Origin of the sequence: Sphingosinicella sp. CPCC 101087 (assembly GCF_004151485.1) — a bacterium.
Classification (GTDB): Bacteria; Pseudomonadota; Alphaproteobacteria; order Sphingomonadales; family Sphingomonadaceae; genus Allosphingosinicella.
This window is the reverse complement of record NZ_SBFF01000015.1, coordinates 1-17760: the sequence shown is the minus strand read 5'-3', so window position 1 is coordinate 17760 and position 17760 is coordinate 1. Positions and strand designations below refer to the sequence as shown.

The window sequence follows — 17760 nt, the reverse complement described above, 5'->3', positions numbered from 1 at the left end:
TCGGCGCGGCGTCCGTTCGAAGGCAACGGTTTTCAAGGCTGTCGAACGATGCGGCCGAGGCGACCACGTCGATTACCCGCCGGATTTGCAGGGGCGGGTCGGTGCTGGACGAGCCTTGCCGGCTATCCTAGTTTTCATCGAATGGCCGCTCCCGATCCCGACCTCGCTGCCCGGAACCCGCTCATCAGGAGGCTGGAGAGGATCACGAAACTTTCCGAGGACGACAGGAACGCGATCATCGACGTCAGCCGCGCCACCCGAGACGTCGGAGCCCACCGCGACATCATCTCGGAAGGGGATCAACCCGACAACGTACACCTCATGCTGCGCGGCTGGGCAGCACGCTACAAGATGCTGCCCGGTGGCGCCCGGCAGATCACGGCGTACCTTATTCCCGGCGACTTCTGCGACTTGCACGTCACGATCCTTCGGAAAATGGATCATGGCATCACCGCGCTGACGCCTGCGACGGTGGCTTATATCTCCCGTGAGCACATTCGCGAATTGACCGAGCAGCGCCCGGCCCTCACGCGGGCCTTGTGGTGGGCGACGCTCGTAAACGAGGGCGTGCTCCGAGAATGGATCGTCAGTATCGGCAGGCGAGATGCCTATGAACGGCTTGCGCACCTGCTTTGCGAGCTTCATTCCCGAATGAGAATGATCGGCCTCGCCGTGGACGAAACCTTCGATCTCCCGCTTACGCAGGAGCAGCTCGCCGATACGCTTGGCCTAAGTGCCGTGCACATCAATCGTACCTTGATGCGCCTTCGGCGCGAGGGGCTGATCGAACTGGGCGGGAAGACGCTTCGCATCCTGAACGGCGCCGTCCTGCGCGACGCCGCGGGCTTTGACCCGACCTATCTCCACGAAGGCGACATTCGAAACTGAGAACTCGGCGCGAGGCAAGAGGCGGCGCCCGTTGACGCTGCGAGGCAGGCCTTCATCCTGATCGCATGACCGGCACTCGCGCAGGCACCGAAACAAGGCTCGCTTAACCAGATCAGCAACATTCCCGGGTGCAACTTAACAGGGATGAATGTCGAAGCCCCCACGCTCTGCAAGAAAGAGCTAAGCCTATGGGGGGATAAGAAAATGTTCATCGAAGAGGATCTGGATTATCATTCCGAGCGAGCGCTGTGCGAACTCCGGCTGGGGCTCACCTCGCCCTCGATGGCCGTTGCCAGATCGCATCTCCAGCTTTCCTCCTTGCACATGAAGAAGGTGATCGAGATGCGCGGCGGAGGACGCAAAACGCAGCCTCTTTGCATTGCCGACTGACGCGTTCGGCCAGGCTCAGGCGTGCGTGGCCCCAGCAAGCCTGGCCCCGTGCTCATGGCTTCGGCACCGAGACGCGCGCGGGTGTAGGCCCATGGGCAGGGGAAGGTGTGAGATCGAATGCTCGTCCCCGGCGCGGATCGGAGGAACGATCCGCTTGCTCTCGCTCGGACTGATCTTCGTTAATGAGATCGTCAGGAACGGAATCTCGGCACAAACAGTTGATTAGGAAGAATTATTTGGACCCCTTGTCATGACGATCCGAGTTGAGCTCCCACCACTACCGCCCTCGGTCGCCCCGTTGCCGTTTCTGTTCATGTCGCCTGCGTCAATCGACCGGGAATGGGATTTTCTTGCCGCCTTCGCCGCGGCAGCGGCCGCAGAGCAGGCGGACCCCGAACGGCGGAACACGCTTGGCCGCGTTTGCTTTCTTCTTTGCGAACTTGGCTCGCAATTTGGCAGGCGGACCGGCGACTATTCCGCTCCACTTCCGCTCGGTCGAGCCGAACTGGCACGGGCCATGGGTCTGGGTCTGGCCCGGATCAAGCGAATACTGGCACTTCTCTCGCTCTCCCAGGTCATCACGCTCGACGAGGAAGCCATTCGGATTGTTGACTGGCGGCGCCTCAGCGCCGCTGCCGGCTACCATCCGGAGCGGCTGGGTGTCAGCCTTGTGGATGAGGATGATGGCGCGGCCGTTCGTGAGAAGGAGGAGCCGCAAACGGCATTGACGGCCGCGGGCGACCCGGCCTGCTTCGTCTAGCGCGAGAGGGGTTCACTCGTGTGCCGAAGGGTCGTCCGCCCCGTGCGGGGCGGCTCCGGTGGGTTGCTCCGTGAAGCCTTCGAGGCCGGCCAACTCCTCCGCGTCGCGCGCGATCTCGATCGGACTTTCGGAATAGCACACGACCAGCTCCGCGATCGACTTCAGGGCGTGGATGTGAATGCGCTCGTAGCTGTGGCTGGCGTCGATTCCGAAGGTGATCAGGGCGGTCCGAACGTCGGCCCCGCCCTCCAGGGCCGAAGCGCTGTCGGAGCGATAGTAGCGAAAGACGTCGCGCTGATATCTGATCCCGTTCTCGTCGCACAGCCGGATCAATTTGCGAGTGAGGTGATAGTCGAAGGGCCCGACCTGGTCTGCCATGCCTATCGTGACACCGAATTCTGCGCTGTTCTGGCCCGGTGCCGTGGTGCCGTTGTCGATCGACACCATGGCGACGACGTTGTCGAGCAGTACTGCAGATGCCCCTGAGCCGACCTCCTCGGTGATCGTGAAGATGAAGTGGATATCGACCGGCACCTGGACTTTGCCCTCGACCATGGCCTTGAGCGCAGCGAGCGCAGCAGCGCAGCCCGCTTTGTCGTCGAGATGGCGCGAGACGATGTAGCCGTTGTCGAGAATCTCCGTGCCCGGGTCGATCGACACGAAGTCTCCGATATGGATCCCGAGAGCCTCGGTGCTGGCTCGATCATGGCAGTCGGCATCGATCCTGACTTCCACGTACGGCCAGCCGACGGGTTGCGTGTCTATCTCCTCGTTGAACGTATGACCCGAGGCTTTCAGCGGCAGAATGGTGCCTTGATAGGCACCCTGCTCCGAAAGGATCGTACAGCGAGTCGTCTCGGCGGAGCGAGCCGACCAGCTGCCGATGGGAACCAGCTCGAGGCGGCCATTGTCCTTGATCATCTTCACGGTCGCGCCAAGCGTATCGAGATGGGAGACGATGGCTCGTGCGCCTTCCATGTCCCTCCCGCGGTAGAGGGCCAGGATCGCTCCGCGGCGGGTGACGGAGAAAGGAACGCCGAGCCGCCCCAGCTCCTCGCACACGTACCGAACGACGGTGTCGGTGTAGCCGGTCGGGCTGGGGATCGAAAGCAGACGCGCGAGCTGCGCGCGGAGGTAGTCGACGTCAATGCTGGGCAGCGGCATCGACGGTCCTCACATTGCGTGCCGCGGCCGGCATACTGAGGGGGAAGAGCAGGTCCATGAATCGCTCGGCGGTAGGTTGCGGCTCGTGGTTGGCGAGGCCGGGTCTCTCGTTCGCTTCTATAAAGACGTAATCGGGCTCGGCCGGATCCTTGACGATGAAATCGACGCCGACAACCGGGATGTCGATGGCGCGGGCGACCCGTATCGCCGCATCGACCAGTTTCGGATGGACGATCTCGGTCACGTCGTGGATCGTGCCTCCTGTGTGCAGGTTTGCGGCCTTGCGCACCGGGAAACTGGCCTGTTCCGGAGGGACGTCGTCGAGCCCGTAGCCCGCCTTGGCCACGCACCGCTCGGTCTCGGCATCCAGCGGTATCCTCGATTCTCCACCCGTGGCGGCGGCGCGGCGGCGCGACTGACGTTCGATCAACCGGCGAACCGTGTCGCGGCCGTTGCCGACGACCTCGGCGGGCCGGCGGATCGCGGCCGCGACGAGCTTGAAGCCGATGACGACGAGGCGGAGGTCGTAGCCCGTGTGGAAGGTCTCCACGAGCACCTTGTCGGATTGCTGGCGTGCCAGTTCGATCGCCCGTTCGACGGCCTCCATCGTGTCCAGATCCACGGCGACGCCTCGGCCCTGCTCCCCCCGGGCGGGCTTCACCACCAGCGACCCGTGCTCGTCCAGCATGGCTCGAACCGCGTCCATGTCGTCCGCCTCTATTTCGCCGGGGACGTTCACGCCGGCCGCCTGGACGATCCGGCGGGTCATGGCCTTGTCGTCGCAGATTGAGAGCGACACGGCCGTCGTGAGATCCGACAGGGATTCTCGACACCGGATGGTGCGTCCGCCGGAGGTCAGCTCGAACAATCCGCCTTCGGCGTCGATCACACGAACGCCGATGCCACGGCGGCGGGCCTCGTTGATGATGATGCGCGCATAGGGGTTCATCGCCTTCGCTGGATCGTGACCGGCGAACAGCCGTTCATTGATGACGTTGCGGCGCTTCACGGCGAACACCGGAAGCCGATGGAAACCGAGCTTCTCGTATAGCGCTATGGCCCCGTGATTATCGTGCAGCACGGAGAGGTCCATGTAGCCCGCTCCACGGGCGATATAATGTTCCGCCAGCCACCGGATCAGGGCCTCTCCGACCCCGGGATGAGGCGTCTGCGGGTCCACCGCCAGCGTCCAGAGGGAGGAGCCGCTCTCCGGGTCGCCGAACGCGACTTTGTGGTCGATCCCCGTCACGGTGCCGATCAGAGCGCCGGTCTCTTCATCCTCTGCGACGAAGTAGGTTAGCAGCCGCGCTTCCCGCTCTTGCTGCTCGAAGAAATCCGGCCGAACCTCCACCATCCGGTGCAGCGCATAGAGGCGGTTCACTGCGCCGGCATCGGTGTCCGGCACCATCCGGCGAACGAGGAAGCCCGAAGGTCGGCGGTCCGATGAACGATAGGTTGCGAGATTCAGCCGGAACGTATGGGAGGGATCGAGGAAGAGTTCGGCGGGAGACGCGGCAAGCAGGACGTGAGGGTCCGTGACGTACATCGCGATGTCCCGCTGCTCGGCGCCCTCGGCGCGGATCTCGGAGACAAGGTCTTCCACGTCCTGGAACGTCTGCGCGAAGAGGATGCGGCCCCAGCCGCAATCCGCGACGGCGTTGGGACGTAGCGGAGCGCTCCTCGGCCGGCGGACCAGCGGAACCAGGCGCTGGCTACCGCCCAGGCGCTCGGATTCCTTTCGAATGACCATCAGCCGACCCCATGCTGCTGGAGCCAGAGCTCGAGCAGTCCCACCTGCCAGAGCTCGGAGCCGCGCAACGGCGTGATATGGCCGGTGGGATCTGCATAAAGCCCCTCGAGATAGTCGGCCGAAAAAAGGGCGCGTTCGCGCGCCGTGCGGCTCGAAAGCGCGTCGCGGACCAGCGTCAGATATGGCTCGGCGATATATTTTAGCGCCGGCACGGGGAAATAGCCCTTGGGTCGATCGATCACCTCGGCGGGGATCACCTTTCTCGCCACGTCCTTCAGTATTCCCTTGCCCCCTTGAGCCAGCTTGAAAACGGAGGGTATGCGGGCGGCGAGCTCCGCGAGGTCGTGATCCAGGAAGGGGACCCGGGCCTCCAGACCCCAGGCCATCGTCATATTGTCTACTCGTTTTACCGGATCGTCCACCAGCATGACGGTGGAATCGAGACGCAGCGCCTTGTCCACCGGGTCGGACGCACCTGCGCGGGCGAAATGGTCGCGGACGAAGTCGAGCGGCAAGCTCCCGCCATTGCGCCAATCTGGCCCCAGGTGGCGGTTGAGTCTATCGGCGTCGCGGTCGAAGAACGCCCGGGCATAGCTCGTCACCGGATCGTTGGATCCCGCCAGTGGCGGGTACCAGTGATAACCCCCGAACACCTCGTCGGCACCCTGGCCGGACTGGACGACCTTGATATGTTTCGTCACTTCCCTGGAGAGCAAGTAGAAGCCGATATTGTCGTAGCTGACCATCGGCTCGGCCATTGCCTCGATCGCGCCGGGCAGTTCCCTCAGCAGGTCTTCCGACGGCACGAACAGCTTGTGGTGGTCGGTCGAATAATGGCGGGCGATCAGGTCCGAATAGACGAACTCGTCGCCTTTTTCGCCGTTCGCTTCCTCGAATCCGATCGAGAAGGTGGAAAGACCGTGTTGGCCGAGCTGGGCAAGGAGCCCGACGATGAGACTCGAGTCTACGCCGCCGGATAGCAGAACGCCTACCGGCACATCGGCCACCATCCTGCGCTCGACGGCCGTTCGCAGGGCCGACATGAGCATTTCCTGCCACTCCTGTTCGGAGCGCTTCTTATCTTCGGCCGTCTCGCCGAACGGCGGATCCCAATAGAGATGGTCGGTGAACCTGCCATCCTCCTCATAAGTCCGCACGGTCGCAGGCGGCAGCTTCCGAATGCCTTTCAGGATGGTCCAGGGTGCCGGGACGACGGCGTGCCAGCTCATGTAGAAATGGAGAGCTTCGCGGTCGACAGAAGTGTCCACGTCTCCGGCCGCGACGATCCCGGGCAGGGTGGACGAAAAGCGCAGGCGGTGCGGCGTCTGCGAATAGTAAAGCGGCTTGATCCCGAAGCGGTCGCGGGCGAGGACGACTCGCCCGCTGTCGCGCTCGTGAATCGCGAAGGCGAACATGCCTTTGAAGCGGTCGACGCATTTCGTTCCCCAGGCATGATAGGCCTTCAGGATCACTTCCGTGTCGCCTGCCGAGAAGAAACGGTAGCCGAGCGCCTTCAGCTCGTCCCGCAGCTGCTGATAATTGTAGATGCAGCCGTTGAACACGAGCGCAAGGCCCAGCTCCGGGTCCACCATCGGCTGCTCGGACCGGCTCGAGAGATCCACGATCCGCAATCGTTGGTGCCCCAAGCCGACGCGGCCGCGCATCACCTGCCCGCAGCTGTCCGGGCCGCGGCGCGCCTGGCTCCGCATCATCGTCGACACTGCGGCCGCATCTGCGATCCCTGATCCGAAGCGAATCTCGCCTGCTATGCCGCACATGAGGCCGCGGCTGAGAATATGATTCCGAACATGTCCCTGAACGCGTTTTTTGGGGGGGAGTTGATAGAACCGCCGTCAGGCGGTTTTGCTCCGCTTCGCTGTCCCGGCATGGCTCGGGACCCACGCATTCGGCGCGATTATCTCCTGAGGAACGCCGGCATTTCGGCATGGTCAGCATGGCTCGACGACCACGGGCGCGCGCGAACGACGGCTCCAGCTCGGCTCGGGGATTTGTGTTGGCAAATACGCGGTCCGCTGGCGCGGAGCCTCGCGGACGCTGCTGAACTCGCCGACGACGCCGCTAACGTTCGATCCATGCGCAGAAACGGTCCGGTTCGCTGTAGATCGGATCGTCTCCGGCAGGCAGGCCAACCGCTTCCGAGCCAAGGTCGACGGCGATGTGAAGGGTGGATCCGTCACCCAATCGCCAGCGGGCGTGGACGGCGGAACCGCTCAGCTGCCGAGCGCCCAGCGTCCGTGTGCCGGCAAGACGGGGAACGATCTCCTGATGCCTCAAGGCCAAGAGCTGTCGGTACAGATCCCGCCACATCTCGGCGTCGCTTCCGGGCTTGGGATAGGAGCGTTCGAACGTGACGCTCGCATTCGGATCCGGAATCCGTTTGCGCGCCTCGGCCGAACCGAATTCGGGAAAGCCGGCGAACTCGTTCCGCCGTCCCTCACGGACTGCCTCGGCCAGCTCGTCCGCAAAGTCGGTGAAGAAGAGAAACGGCGACTCGCTCCCCGATTCCTCCCCCATGAACAGCAACGGGATCTGCGGCGCGAGCAGCAGCAGCGCCGTTGCGGCGCGCAGCCGCGCCCGATCGGTGAGCCGTATCAGCCGCTCTCCGAACGCGCGGTTGCCCACCTGGTCGTGATTTTGCAGGAAAGCGACGAACGCCGTTGGCGGCAAGTGCGCCGAGGGCGTCCCGCGCGCCTCGGCGTCGTCGCCAGGGGGCGTCTCGCCCTGATAGGCGAAGCCTTCGCCGAGGCAGCGCGCCAGATGCTTGGCCGGAGATTCGGCGAAGCTCGCATAATAGCCGCTCGTCTCTTCCGTGAGCAGGACGTGCACGGCGTTGTGGAAATCGTCATTCCATTGGGCATCGTAGAGACCGTCCGCCAGTCGATCGGCATCGTTCCGCTCGTTCTCGAGGACCAGATGGACGTGCCGGTCAGGCTGGAGGCGCGCCCTGATCTCCCGGGCGAGACGGTCGAGAAATGCGTCGTTCTCGATGGCATGGACAGCATCGAAACGCAGACCGTCGAACCGATACTCCTCGAGCCACATCATCGCATTCTCGAGAAAGAAGCGGAAGACCTCCGGCCGATCGACGGCGACTGCGCCGCCCCAGGGAGTCTGCGCATCCGTCCGGAAAAAACCGGGCGCATAGGCGCCGAGATAGTTACCGTCGGGTCCGAAATGATTGTAGACGACGTCGAGCAGGATGCTGAGGCCCAGCTCATGCGCGCGATCGACGAGCGCCTTCAGTTCGGCGGGCGAACCGTAGCTCGGCGCCAGGGCGTACGGGAGCACGCCGTCATACCCCCAGTTGTGCCGCCCCGCAAAGGCGGCCACCGGCATCAACTCTATCGACGTGATTCCGAGTTCCGCGAGTTCCGGCAACCGCTCCGCAACTCCCTTGAACCCGCCGAGAACCCCGACGTGTAACTCCTGAATGATCGATTCATGCCACGGCCGGCCGCGCCAGCCGCCGGTGCGCCAGACATGATCGTCGGAATCGCACACCATACTCCAGCCATGGACGCCGCCCGGCTGGGCACGCGACGCAGGGTCTGGAACGGCGAGGCCGTCGGGAAGACGGAAGCGATAGTGGCATCCCGCTCCCACTGGCGCCTCGACGGCGTGCCATCCGTCGGCGTCTCTGGCCATGGCCATGGGCGGGGCGTGCTCGATTTCGAGGGTGACGTTCGGCGCATCCGGAGCCCACAGCCGGAAGCGCGTGCGCTGGTCGCCAAGCCGCTGCGGACCCCACCACGTGCCCGCACTCAACTCCACAGACGCGGCGCCATCCCTTCCGCCCGGAGTCGCCGGCCCGGTCACGTCCGACATTCGACCACCCGAAGCAATTCCGCACGCGGGCGCGCCGGCCCGGCCGGGCAAGGCGGCAGTGTCGGCGGGAGGTCGCGGACCTGCTTGCTCTCGTTTGTCCGCGCAGGGCGAAAGGGTGGCCAGCCGGGCCATGTGCTCGTGCATCGCATGGGCGAATCGACACCTCCAGAAGGTTCCAGCTCAACGCCCGGGCGCGGCCGTGGCTCCGAGCGGATGCTTCACCAGGAGAAGAAGGAACCGTGCCGATGCTGGGCCGCAATGGCCGGGAGGCGTGTCGCCGCGTCCGGGCTCGTCGAGACCAGTAGAAGCTGGTGCGGTACGAAGATACCGACGCCCGTCCCGCTCAGTGGTCTGTGGTCCGCACGACAAAATCGCCGAACCGCTCGCCCGGCTGCCGCTCGCGCGCATAGCGTCCGAGTTGCGCGTCCAGTATCTCCAGGATCGCGGCCTCCCCGATATTCTCGCGGGTCAGCTGATTGAGACGCTCCCCATGAAAGCCGCCTCCAAGATAGAGATTATACTTGCCCGGCGCTCGACCGGTCAGCGCGATCTCGGCCACATAGGGTCTGGAACAGCCGTTGGGGCAGCCGCTCATCCGGATCGTGATGGGCTCGTCGAGCAGCCCATGTTCCGCGAGGAGGCCTTCGATCCGGGTGAGCAGGTCAGGCAAATAGCGCTCCGCCTCCGCCATCGCGAGGCCGCAAGTCGGCAGCGCAACGCAGGCGATGGCGTTCAGCCGCATCGCGCTCTTCACGTGATTCTCCGCCAGCTTGTGCTCGGCGAGCAGTGCATCGATGACCGGCCGGTCCTCCGGAGCAACGTCCGCTATGGTGACGTTCTGGTTGGGCGTGAGGCGAAAGACGCCGCGGTGGACCTTCGCGATCGCCCGCAGCCCGTCCATGATCGACTGATCCGGCAAGTTGGAAACGCGGCCATTCTGAATGAACAGCGTGTAGCTGAAACGCCCGTTATCGTTTTCGTGCCAGCCGAACCGGTCGCCGTTCGAGGTGAACTCGAACGGCCGTGCGGGAGCGAAGCTGCTTCCCATGCGCCGCTCGATTTCGCGAACCACCCATTTGAGCCCCTTATCGTCGATCGTATATTTGAAGCGCGCGCGCGAGCGATCGGCGCGGTTTCCGAAATCGCGCTGCACCGACATCACCGCGTCCGTTACGGCGAACAGCCGATCTTTCGGAACGAAGCCGATCACATCGGCCAGTCGCGGATAGGTGGTGGGGGCGTTATCCGTCCGGCCCATTCCGCCGCCGATGGCGACATTGAAACCTTCGACCCCATTCTCCCCGGTGATCGCGATAAAGCCGAGATCCTGGGTGTAGACGTCGATGTCGTTGGATGGCGGCAGCACGAAGCCGATCTTGAACTTGCGGGGCAGATAGGTGGGGCCGTAAAACGGCTCCTCAGGCTCCGAAGACGCGACCCGCTCCTCGCCGTACCAGATTTCGTGATAGGCGTGCGTCTTCGGGATCACATGGTCACTGACCTGCTTGGCGAGAGCCGCCAGCTCCGCATGCACGGCCGAATCCCGCGGATCGGCCGTGCACATGACTCCCCGCGCATCGTCGCCGCAAGCAGCGATCGTATCGAGTAGCGCCTCGTGCAGGCCCTGGATGGTTGGCCTGATATCCTCCTTCACCACCCAGTGGAACTGGAAGGTCTGGCGGGTCGTGAGGCGCACGGTGTCGCCGCCATGGGCTCGGGCCAGTTCGTCGATCCTGAGCCACTGTTCGGTCGTGCAGATCCCACCGGGCAGGCGGACGCGGATCATGAATCGGAAGGCGGGCTCGAGCTTCTGGCGACGCCGCTCGTCGCGTATGTCGCGATCGTCCTGCTGATAGATGCCGTGAAACTTCATCAGCTTGTTGTCTTCGAAGGTGACACCGCCGCTGATCCGGTCGAGCAGGCCCGAGGCGATCGTACCCCGCAGGTAATCGCTCCCCGCCTTCAGGCGCTCGTCCGCGCTGAGTCGGTCGATCGGCTGCGAGATGTCCGCGCTGCGGTCGATTGGGTTCTGGTCCTGGATATCCATGTCGATCCTCAATAGACGTCGCGTTGGTAGCGATGATCGCGCAGAAGACCGCGGACATATTCCTCGGCGGTTTCCCGTTCGAGCCGCCCCTGCTCCGCCACGATCGCCACGAGGGCCTCATGTACGTCGGGCGCCATGCGTGCCGCATCGCCGCACACATACACGTGAGCGCCCTCTTCCAGCCAGGCGAAGAGGTCCGCCGCCTGCTCCCGCATCCGATCCTGGACATAGACCTTGTCGGCCTTGTCGCGCGAAAAGGCGACGTCCATCCGGGTGAGGACTCCGTCCTTGAGGAAGGCCTGCCATTCGGTCTGATAAAGGAAGTCGCTTCGGAAATTGCGTTCGCCGAAGAACAGCCAGGAACGGCCGGTCGCGGCCTTCGCCTCTCGCTCCTGCAGGAAGGCGCGAAACGGTGCGACGCCAGTCCCCGGGCCGATCATGATGATCGGCAGGTCCGGCGCCGGCAGGCGGAAATGCGGATTGCTCTGGACATAGACGGGCAGCGTCGATCCCGGCTCGCCCCGGTCGGCGAGATGGGCGGAGGCGACGCCGACGCGCGGCTCGTCGTGCAGGGTATAGCGGACGGGAGAGAGCGTCAGATGCGCCTCGTCCGGAATCGCCGAAAAACTGGAGGCGATCGAATAGAGCCGGGCCTGCAGCGGCCTCAACCCGGCCACGAACGTCTCTCCGTCGAGACCCGGTACCGGGTAGGCGCGCAGCAGGTCCAGCACATGATGACCGCCCAGGAAGGCCATGCGCTCGGCCTTGCGATCTTCCGCGCGGAGCTGCTCCAGCTCGGCAGCGCCGCTGAGCGTCGCCCAATGGTCCAGGAAGCGGGGCGTCGCTGCCGTGATCTCGAAATCCCTCTCGAGCGCCTCGCCGAGCGTGGTCGCCCTGCCCTTCACTGAAAGCGGCGCGTCGGCGGCGAGTCCCACCGCCTCGAGAATCCGTTCGACGAGCTGCGGGTCGTTGGCCGCAGCGATCCCCAGGGAATCCCCGGGTTCGTGGCTGAGCCCGGATCCGGCAAGGTCGATCTCGATATGCCGCGTTTCCTTGGAAGAGCCGCGCCCGACGATCGGGATATTGTCGATGATGGTCGCCTGGAACGGATTGCGCTTGTCGTGGACCGGCACCGGCGAGTGCGCCGCCGCTGTCGGGAAGGGGGCAATGGCCGACATCGACGTCGGAGCGGCGCTGGCCGCCGCTTCCGCCGCCAGGTGCGCCACCACTTCGCCAGTCCATTGCGCCGCCGGCTCGTCATAGTCGATGTCGCAGTCGACCCGCTGGTGGATTCGGGTTGCGCCGAGCGCCTCGAGACGCCGGTCGAGCCGCTTGCCGGCCTCGCAGTAGAGCTCGTAGGTCGAGTCTCCCAGCGACAGAACGGAAAAGCGAACCTGCTCGAGCCGGGGCGCCTTGCGTCCCTCGATGAATTCGAAGAAGCCGACTGCCGGCTGGGGCGGGTCTCCCTCACCGTAGGTGCTGACGACGAAGAGGATGTCCTGCTCGTCCTTCAGCCGGCGCGGCTTGTACTCAGCCATGTCGAACAGCTCGGGCGATAGCCCATGCTCGCGCGCGGCTGCGCCGAGCGTGCGGGCCAGTTCGGCGCAGTTCCCGGTCTCCGTGCCATACAGGATGGTGAGCGTGCGGGTCGCCGAAGTGCTCGAAGCCGCTTCGCTGGGCGGAGGGAGCGCGACTGCGCCGGCACGCGAAATCCCGACCTGAAGACCGGCGAAATAGCCGCTAAGCCAGCGCGCCTGTGCGGGCGTCAGGTCCCTGCTGAGGTCCTCGACATGCTGCCACTGTTCGAGCGACAGCGCGCCCTCGGAAAAAGTCTCTCTAATCGTCATCGCTCTTCGACATTCCAGATGCGGGCGACCGGCCTAGCGTCACCGACCCAACCGCCAGCCTGCTCACGCGCGGTTTCCCCTTCAGGGTGTCTCGAACGGTCGATGGCTGGGCAGATATCCAGCGGCGGAGGGCGGTTCAAGGCGCTGACGCGAATAGCAGAATCCGATTTGGGTGAGGCGCGGATGCGAGCATATTCTTCCACCAATGCGCATCGGCGGATGCATTTTGATCCGTCGGTGACCCAACTCCAGTCGGTCGGCGCAAAATCTGTGTCGTATATCCGGTGTCCGGCACAGCGTGCGAGGAGGCCGCCATGACTTGGTTCGGCGTCGGGCGCTGACACATCTTCCGTGCAGCTGCGGCATATTCGCATTCAGCGTCTCGGGCCAGGTCAGCTCGCCTGCATCGCGCTGGTCCCCCGTCGGAGCGATCGTAGCGCGCCTGCAACAGCCCGGACCGAATCCGCCATGATCTCCCATCCGGGAGATGCCGCAACGGTCTGTTCGGACTATATTCGTCCCATGTCACTGCCTTGCCTGTTCGGACTTCACCGCCCCTCCGCCGCTTCGATGGCGAAGAAGCCCTATGGGCTGACGGCGCTGTGCGAAGGCTGCGGCAGGCCGATGATAAAGCCGGCCGGCAGCAAATGGGCTGCGGCGCCGCCGCTGGACGCTTCGATCAAGTCCTGAGCCGCGATCACGCCCTGTTGCGTCCGGAGGCGTGCCGGTCGAGAATCAGAATCTTTCCTCCGGCCTTTAAATGGCTGAAGCCACCGTCACTCCCCGGCAGCGCCTGATTTCGCGCGCGCTGATCCGGTTAGCCCTTCACGCGCTCATCCGGTGCCGCGCCAGCATCAGGCCGATCCATTGTCCGCATCGTAGCGCGAGGCGCCGCGCCGGACATCATGGAAGACGTCGATCGTAACCTCTTCAGCCGTTTCCCGACTTGATGTGATCCGCATGGCCAAGGTGAAAACCATGCGGTGTGCCATTTCGAAGAGCGCCTGCAGCGCGAGCTGGTCACCTGCAGCTATCGATCCGACCAGCGTCGCCCAGTCCTGCTCGCGCACCCTGGCTCTCGGCGCCGCATACAGCACGTCACCCAGCGTTGCCGGTGCCTTCTGTCGATGCTTCTCGACCATGGCCGAGGGATCCGTCATCGGCGGCAAATTTGCAAGATTCTCCGCCCGTGCCTCCGCCTGAGTGGCGGTGCACCACAAATTGAGAAGGATCGGCGGATCGCCCCATCGGCGCAGCGAGGGCACGGAAAGACAGTGGGGTGATCAGCGACGCAGCGCGATGACGAGTCGAGCCGTTCAATGACACTGCCGTGCTCGCGGGCGCTCGGAACCCGCGAGCCTATCGGACGCTCTAGCGGCCATGCCGCGTTACCGTTTCCACATCAGGGACGATATCCATGCCGACGATGACGAAGGCCGGGAATTGCCAGGCCTGGAGGCCGCCCGCGAGGCGGCGCTGGAGGGTGCCCGGGATCTGGTGTGCGACGCGATCAAGCGGCAAGGCAACGTCAACCTCGATCACTATATCGAGATTGCCGATGACCGCGGAGAAACTCTCCTAAAGGTGACGTTCCGGGAGGCGTTCACGGTCACTGGCGGTCGAAAGGACCATAAGGGTTGAGAACGGCGCCTGCAGGCGGCAGTTCCAGGCGCTCCCTGACCCTCGCAAACACGTCGGGCGCACCGCATCACTCGCTGCCAATTCGCTGCAGCCGCGGGTCGGCGCGGCTCAAATCCGCCATTTGTCGAATCTCCGGGCGCTGATATGCCCAAGGGCGGGAGACCCGATGCCCAAGATCGAGCTGTATCTGCGATAGCCGGTCGCTCGAAATGGGACTCGCCGTCGCCGCGAATAGCGCGGTTGCGGAACCCACGTGATGAGAGGGCGCTGGCCTGATGTCGAACTTCGCCGAACAATCTGACATGATCACGCAGGAGGAAGCGCCTTGGACGAAGGCGCGTGACAATCTCGAACGACGCGTCTTCCGCGCGACGGTGGTCGTGCTCGCCACGCTCGCCGCCGCTTATGTGCTGTGGCTGCTCGTAGACCTTCTCCTTCTGCTGTTCGCGTGCGCGTTGGTCTCGCTCATTCTCCTGACCTTCACCAACGCGATCCGCAGGCGCACGAAGCTGCCGTTCGGTCTAGCGCTTGCCCTCGTCGTGCTGGGGTTGATTGCGGCGATCGGCGGCGCTGTCGCCTTTTTCGGCGCCACGATGCAGACCGAATTCGCCGAGCTCGCCACCCGTCTTCCGGCCGCCTGGACTGATCTCAGGGGAAGGATGAGCACGTCCCCCGTCGGGGCGGCTGTGCTCGAGCGGGCTCAGGCGGTGGCTCCGAGCGGTCAGACGATCGTGAACGTGGCGACAGGCGCACTGGCTGCACTGGGCGGAGCATTGTCGGGGCTCATCCTCGTCCTCGTCGGCGGCCTTTATCTGGCCGCCCAACCGACCCTCTACGCAGTTGGTCTGCTCCGTCTCATTCCTCCCGGGGCGCGGGCATCCGCGGCCGAGACGCTCGACGCCATCTCGGTGTCGCTTCGCAACTGGCTGAAGGGCCAGGGCTTGGGCATGGTCTTCGTCGGCATCGGCACCGGGTTCGGCCTTTGGCTCGTGGGCGTTCCGGCGGCCTGGGCGATCGGCCTCGTCGCAGGGCTGGCAGAGTTCGTGCCCTATCTGGGCATTTTCGTGGCCGCCATACCAGCCGTGGTGCTGGGCTTTGGCCAGGGTACCGATACCGGCTTGTGGACGATAGCCGTTCTGATCGCGGTGCAACAGCTCCAGGGCAACCTCGTCATGCCCCTTCTTCAGAATCGGATGGTCGACCTGCCGCCCGCTGTGACGATATTCGGCATCATCGCGGCCGGCATCCTGTTTGGAGTGGCCGGTGTGCTGCTTGCGACGCCGCTGACGATCGTGGTCCTGGTACTCGTCCGCCGCCTCTATCTTGAGGAGGACAAGCACGAAGTGCTTGCGAGCGGCAATGCGCCACCCCCGCCCCCACCGTCGGCGTGACTTGATAAGGCTGAGCTCGTGCCGAGCGCAGAAGGTACGGGCCCACCGCTATGCGAATGGAACGACGGCTCTATTCGTTCACGGCAGGATGTTTCCCGAGTTTCGACAGATGGGACCGCTGGGAGGGAAAATCCCCGAGGCCACTCGCCGATGTGCCATTCCCCTCCCAGCATAATGTGCAACCTGACCAATAATGAAGTCTTGGTATGGCCAATGATCAAATTATGAGTGCAGCATCGGGAGGTCAGCGCCGCTCCGCGCGAATGGTCAATCTGCCCGTGGAACATGTCATCGAATATCGGGACAACGACCAGATCTACCATGGCTTCGACAATGGTAGGATTTATCAGGTCGATCGCAGGACCGGCCTGATCCTGGGGCTGCTCGACCTCCCCAACTGATTGGATCATCTACAGATTACCCACGCGTGTGGAAAGGACGCCGGAGCCCCTCCGGCGTCCTTCTTCACGATCATCCTCCGTCAGCCCGGCCCGTTTTTCGCGAGGCCACTTCGGCGCACCGTGATGTGCCGTCAGTTCGTGAAACGCGCCTCGGCTTCGCGGCGCTCGGTGAAGCCGATCCCCGCCACGGCGATTTGCTGTGCGCAGGCGGGAGCAGAACGGGTCTCGCTTTCCCCGGGCGCTTGGAAGGAAGCCGAGGGCGGGCCACGAACAAGGACTTGGTGAGCCGCTTGACCCGCGAGCGGCGAGCGCCCACATGAGGCGTGTTGTCACTCTTCGAGTGAGAGTGCCAATCGCAATTTGGCAGCGCTGGCTCCCGCTTGTGAAGCGACGTCTCGGTCGCAATCCAGCGTGAGGACCTCGCCATGACATTCCGCCCCCTCCACGACCGCATCCTCGTGCGTCGCATCGAAGCTGCAGCGAAGAGCGCCGGCGGCATCATCATCCCGGACACGGCGCAGGAAAAGCCGCAGGAAGGCGAAGTCGTCTCCATCGGCTCGGGCTCCCGCGCCGAAGACGGCACAGTGACGCCGCTCGACGTCAAGGCAGGGGACAAGATTCTGTTCGGCAAATGGTCGGGCACGGAGGTCAAGCTCGACGGCGAGGACCTCCTGATCATGAAGGAAGCCGACATCCTCGGCGTCGTCGGCTGAGGCGCACGGGTCCCGACCCGTTCCCCCGACGCTCCACTCCCGGCCGGCACGTCCGCCGGAACACTCCAGATCAAGGACTCACGACCATGGCCGCCAAAGACGTCAGATTCTCCCGCAACGCTCGTGAAAGCATCACCCGCGGTGTCGATATTCTCGCCAATGCCGTAAAGGTGACCCTTGGGCCGAAGGGCCGCAACGTCGTCCTCGACAAGAGCTACGGCGCGCCTCGCATCACCAAGGACGGCGTCACCGTCGCCAAGGAGATCGAGCTGAACGACAAGTTCGAGAATATGGGCGCGCAGATGCTCCGCACGGTGGCATCGAGAACCCACGATCATGCCGGCGATGGCACGACAACGGCGACAGTCCTCGCCCAGGCGATCGTTCGCGAGGGGATGAAGTCGGTCGCGGCCGGCGCGAACCCGATGGACCTCAAGCGCGGCATCGATCTCGCCGTCCTGAAGGTGGTCGAGGCCTTGAAGGGCCAGTCGAAGGCCGTGTCGAGCAACAACGAGATCGCCCAGATCGGCATCATCTCGGCCAATGGCGACACCGTCGTCGGCGAGAAGATCGCCGAGGCGATGGAGAAGGTCGGCAAGGAAGGCGTGATCACGGTCGAAGAGGCCAAGGGCCTCGAGTTCGAGCTCGACGTCGTCGAGGGCATGCAGTTCGATCGCGGTTTCCTCAGCCCCTATTTCATCACCAACCCCGAGAAGATGCAGGTCGAGCTTTCGGATCCGTACATCCTGCTGCACGAGAAGAAGCTCTCCAACTTGCAGGAGATGCTCCCGATTCTCGAGGCGGTGGCGCAATCGGGCCGGCCGCTGCTCATCATCGCCGAGGACATCGAGGGCGAGGCGCTCGCCACGCTCGTCGTCAACAAGCTGCGCGGCGGCCTCAAGGTCGCGGCCGTCAAGGCGCC

Annotated in this window: 16 protein-coding genes; 9 read left to right on the top strand and 7 right to left on the bottom strand. The window is 64.3% G+C overall.

Features of this window, described 5'->3' with window-relative positions:
• The first annotated feature begins 141 nt into the window (after positions 1–141).
• The 3 genes from EKM57_RS20365 to EKM57_RS20355 all read left to right on the top strand — a co-directional run bounded on the left by EKM57_RS20365 (position 142) and on the right by EKM57_RS20355 (position 2038).
• The gene (locus EKM57_RS20365; protein WP_129794378.1) at positions 142–888 is read left to right on the top strand and encodes a Crp/Fnr family transcriptional regulator; all 747 of its coding nucleotides are present in this window, start codon (positions 142–144) and stop codon (positions 886–888) included.
• A 144-nt stretch (positions 889–1032) separates the two neighbouring features.
• Positions 1033–1278, top strand: a complete 246-nt coding sequence (locus EKM57_RS20360; RefSeq protein ID WP_129794377.1) for a hypothetical protein — start codon at positions 1033–1035, stop codon at positions 1276–1278.
• A 298-nt stretch (positions 1279–1576) separates the two neighbouring features.
• Positions 1577–2038: a helix-turn-helix domain-containing protein gene (locus tag EKM57_RS20355; RefSeq protein ID WP_206185519.1), complete on the top strand. Its 462-nt coding sequence runs from the start codon at positions 1577–1579 to the stop codon at positions 2036–2038.
• A 12-nt stretch (positions 2039–2050) separates the two neighbouring features.
• Here the strand turns inward: EKM57_RS20355 and EKM57_RS20350 are convergent, their stop codons facing one another.
• The 6 genes from EKM57_RS20350 to EKM57_RS20325 all read right to left on the bottom strand — a co-directional run bounded on the left by EKM57_RS20350 (position 2051) and on the right by EKM57_RS20325 (position 12692).
• Positions 2051–3202 (bottom strand): osmoprotectant NAGGN system M42 family peptidase, encoded by a 1152-nt coding sequence (locus EKM57_RS20350; RefSeq protein ID WP_129794375.1) that lies wholly within the window; start codon positions 3200–3202, stop codon positions 2051–2053.
• The gene (gene ngg / locus EKM57_RS20345; RefSeq protein ID WP_129794374.1) at positions 3183–4952 is read right to left on the bottom strand and encodes an N-acetylglutaminylglutamine synthetase; all 1770 of its coding nucleotides are present in this window, start codon (positions 4950–4952) and stop codon (positions 3183–3185) included. The genes EKM57_RS20350 and ngg overlap by 20 nt, the downstream gene beginning before the upstream one ends.
• Positions 4952–6730, bottom strand: coding sequence for an N-acetylglutaminylglutamine amidotransferase (locus EKM57_RS20340; protein ID WP_129794373.1), 1779 nt, complete (start codon positions 6728–6730; stop codon positions 4952–4954). The genes ngg and EKM57_RS20340 overlap by 1 nt, the downstream gene beginning before the upstream one ends.
• Before the next feature lie 301 nt (positions 6731–7031).
• Positions 7032–8798, bottom strand: a complete 1767-nt coding sequence (treZ, locus tag EKM57_RS20335) for a malto-oligosyltrehalose trehalohydrolase (protein ID WP_129794372.1) — start codon at positions 8796–8798, stop codon at positions 7032–7034.
• A gap of 343 nt (positions 8799–9141) precedes the next feature.
• Positions 9142–10845, bottom strand: a complete 1704-nt coding sequence (gene cysI, locus EKM57_RS20330; RefSeq protein ID WP_129794371.1) for an assimilatory sulfite reductase (NADPH) hemoprotein subunit — start codon at positions 10843–10845, stop codon at positions 9142–9144.
• A gap of 8 nt (positions 10846–10853) precedes the next feature.
• A complete protein-coding gene (locus EKM57_RS20325; RefSeq protein WP_129794370.1) occupies positions 10854–12692 on the bottom strand; it encodes an assimilatory sulfite reductase (NADPH) flavoprotein subunit in 1839 nt (612 codons plus the stop codon).
• A gap of 522 nt (positions 12693–13214) precedes the next feature.
• Here EKM57_RS20325 and EKM57_RS22325 point away from each other — a divergent pair.
• Positions 13215–13382 carry a hypothetical protein gene (locus EKM57_RS22325; protein WP_206185518.1) on the top strand — a complete coding sequence of 56 codons (168 nt, stop codon included), beginning with the start codon at positions 13215–13217 and terminating at the stop codon, positions 13380–13382.
• A gap of 164 nt (positions 13383–13546) precedes the next feature.
• Here EKM57_RS22325 and EKM57_RS20320 read toward each other — a convergent pair whose 3' ends face one another.
• Complete coding sequence (locus EKM57_RS20320; RefSeq protein ID WP_165357579.1) at positions 13547–13834, bottom strand: hypothetical protein; 288 nt, start codon at positions 13832–13834, stop codon at positions 13547–13549.
• A gap of 238 nt (positions 13835–14072) precedes the next feature.
• Here EKM57_RS20320 and EKM57_RS20315 point away from each other — a divergent pair, with 238 nt between their 5' ends.
• The 5 genes from EKM57_RS20315 to groEL form a co-directional block, all read left to right on the top strand.
• Positions 14073–14333 (top strand): hypothetical protein, encoded by a 261-nt coding sequence (locus tag EKM57_RS20315; RefSeq protein ID WP_129794368.1) that lies wholly within the window; start codon positions 14073–14075, stop codon positions 14331–14333.
• 275 nt (positions 14334–14608) lie between these two features.
• The gene (locus EKM57_RS20310; RefSeq protein ID WP_129794367.1) at positions 14609–15724 is read left to right on the top strand and encodes an AI-2E family transporter; all 1116 of its coding nucleotides are present in this window, start codon (positions 14609–14611) and stop codon (positions 15722–15724) included.
• 224 nt (positions 15725–15948) lie between these two features.
• A complete protein-coding gene (locus EKM57_RS22045) occupies positions 15949–16125 on the top strand; it encodes a hypothetical protein (protein WP_165357578.1) in 177 nt (58 codons plus the stop codon).
• Positions 16126–16550: 425 nt separating this feature from the next.
• Entirely contained in the window at positions 16551–16838 is a 288-nt protein-coding gene (locus EKM57_RS20305; protein ID WP_129794366.1) for a co-chaperone GroES, read from the top strand.
• Between the two features lie 86 nt (positions 16839–16924).
• A partial coding sequence (gene groEL / locus EKM57_RS20300) for a chaperonin GroEL (RefSeq protein WP_129794365.1) occupies positions 16925–17760 on the top strand: 836 nt, incomplete at its 3' end.

Bases quoted from the DNA above. Each gene is read 5' to 3' on its own strand.
- EKM57_RS22045 (WP_165357578.1), top strand. From the start codon at position 15,949: ATGAGTGCAGCATCGGGAGGTCAGCGCCGCTCCGCGCGAATGGTCAAT.
- cysI (WP_129794371.1), bottom strand. From the start codon at position 10,845: ATGGATATCCAGGACCAGAACCCAATCGACCGCAGCGCGGACATCTCG.
- EKM57_RS20360 (WP_129794377.1), top strand. From the start codon at position 1,033: ATGAATGTCGAAGCCCCCACGCTCTGCAAGAAAGAGCTAAGCCTATGG.
- EKM57_RS20325 (WP_129794370.1), bottom strand. From the start codon at position 12,692: ATGACGATTAGAGAGACTTTTTCCGAGGGCGCGCTGTCGCTCGAACAG.
- EKM57_RS20350 (WP_129794375.1), bottom strand. From the start codon at position 3,202: ATGCCGCTGCCCAGCATTGACGTCGACTACCTCCGCGCGCAGCTCGCG.
- treZ (WP_129794372.1), bottom strand. From the start codon at position 8,798: ATGTCGGACGTGACCGGGCCGGCGACTCCGGGCGGAAGGGATGGCGCC.
- EKM57_RS20305 (WP_129794366.1), top strand. From the start codon at position 16,551: ATGACATTCCGCCCCCTCCACGACCGCATCCTCGTGCGTCGCATCGAA.
- EKM57_RS22325 (WP_206185518.1), top strand. From the start codon at position 13,215: ATGTCACTGCCTTGCCTGTTCGGACTTCACCGCCCCTCCGCCGCTTCG.
- ngg (WP_129794374.1), bottom strand. From the start codon at position 4,952: ATGGTCATTCGAAAGGAATCCGAGCGCCTGGGCGGTAGCCAGCGCCTG.
- EKM57_RS20315 (WP_129794368.1), top strand. From the start codon at position 14,073: ATGCCGCGTTACCGTTTCCACATCAGGGACGATATCCATGCCGACGAT.
- EKM57_RS20320 (WP_165357579.1), bottom strand. From the start codon at position 13,834: ATGGTCGAGAAGCATCGACAGAAGGCACCGGCAACGCTGGGTGACGTG.
- EKM57_RS20340 (WP_129794373.1), bottom strand. From the start codon at position 6,730: ATGTGCGGCATAGCAGGCGAGATTCGCTTCGGATCAGGGATCGCAGAT.
- EKM57_RS20365 (WP_129794378.1), top strand. From the start codon at position 142: ATGGCCGCTCCCGATCCCGACCTCGCTGCCCGGAACCCGCTCATCAGG.
- EKM57_RS20310 (WP_129794367.1), top strand. From the start codon at position 14,609: ATGTCGAACTTCGCCGAACAATCTGACATGATCACGCAGGAGGAAGCG.